This window comes from Caballeronia sp. LZ003 (assembly GCF_031451465.1).
GTDB lineage: Bacteria > Pseudomonadota > Gammaproteobacteria > Burkholderiales > Burkholderiaceae > Caballeronia.
Genome location: NZ_JARUXJ010000059.1, coordinates 1 through 1,156, shown reverse-complemented (window position 1 = coordinate 1,156; position 1,156 = coordinate 1). Strand labels below are relative to the sequence as shown.

Sequence of the window (1,156 nt, the reverse complement as noted above, 5' to 3'; positions counted from 1 at the left end):
CTTGGTGATCAACGTCGGTACTTTGGGAATCGGAGGCGGTAGCCAAATCGCAGGACAGAGTATTGGACGTGTGGCGCGAACGGCGGCTGAGAGTTTTGGACCGCAGATTGAAAGAGCGTTTGAGCGTACTGTACCAGGGCTTCGATATAACGTTGTACCGGACGGAGGAGGTGTATTCCAGACAGGTGCGCGGCGATTAATTCGGAATCCAGACACCTTGGAGGGTTGGGATGCGGCGGAACGGGCTTATGATGCTATTCGCGCAGACAGGGCTGACGTTGCGCTAATTTCAAAGAACACAGGGATGTCGGAGAGTAGCATTGCACGTATCAAAGATCACGTGTTCTTCAATGAGCACCGAATCGAGTCAGTGCTCCAACGGTTTGATGCAGATCCTGGGATTGTAAATTCATGGAATCGCTTGACGGTCGGCGATTGGGTGGAGTCGGATTTAAGTTTGCTGCAGCACGAACGTTTCGAATCGAAATTCGAGTCGATCTTCGAGACTGATTATCGTACAGCCCACGATGCGGCCATTCGATCTGGGCGTATTTGGATTGCGGAGTAAAAACATGGCGTTCTACATTGAGATTGAAAAGAGTACGGAGAATGACGTAGTGGCTACATATAGATACTGGAGCGTCGAAAACGATTGCGGTGAGTTCGAAATAAACAAGCAGTCCGGCGAGGTCAAATTGCTTATTCAAGCTAACGGTGATCGACAAGGACATTTGTTTAATCGAGCTGCCCTCAAGGTCATGCGAGGGTGGAAGCAGGGCAAGCTACCGGACAAAACCGTGTGGGCTTCTTAGTACTATCCGAACGAGTACGAGACAAGGTGCGGCTTGGATTCGATAGGGCGAGGAAAGGCTCAACTGTTCATTCGGTCGGGCGAGTGCGCGGGGCGGTGGGGGCGATGTCTGGTTCAAGTGCGCCCCGCCCCCGCCGTGATATGTAATAACCGGGGTTGTACCTGATCGACTGTGCGATGTGTCAAAACAGTCGCAGCGTCGAGCGTTACGAGTACGACGATCTGGACCAACGTATCGCGCATACCGATGCGCTGGGCGGGCGCGAGAAGACGTACTACGATGCCGATGGCCGCATCGTCAAGACCGTGAGCGCCGCGGGCCGCACGGTTCAGTACGACTACAAG

At 53.4% G+C, this 1,156-nt stretch carries 1 protein-coding gene and 1 pseudogene; both read left to right on the top strand.

Annotated elements, in window-relative coordinates:
* Nucleotides 1-568, top strand: a pseudogene (locus QCE79_RS32880) (hypothetical protein); the annotation flags it as partial.
* A 4-nt stretch (nucleotides 569-572) separates the two neighbouring features.
* Nucleotides 573-812, top strand: coding sequence for a hypothetical protein (locus QCE79_RS32875; RefSeq protein ID WP_309851623.1), 240 nt, complete (start codon nucleotides 573-575; stop codon nucleotides 810-812).
* Nucleotides 813-1,156: the final 344 nt, after the last annotated feature.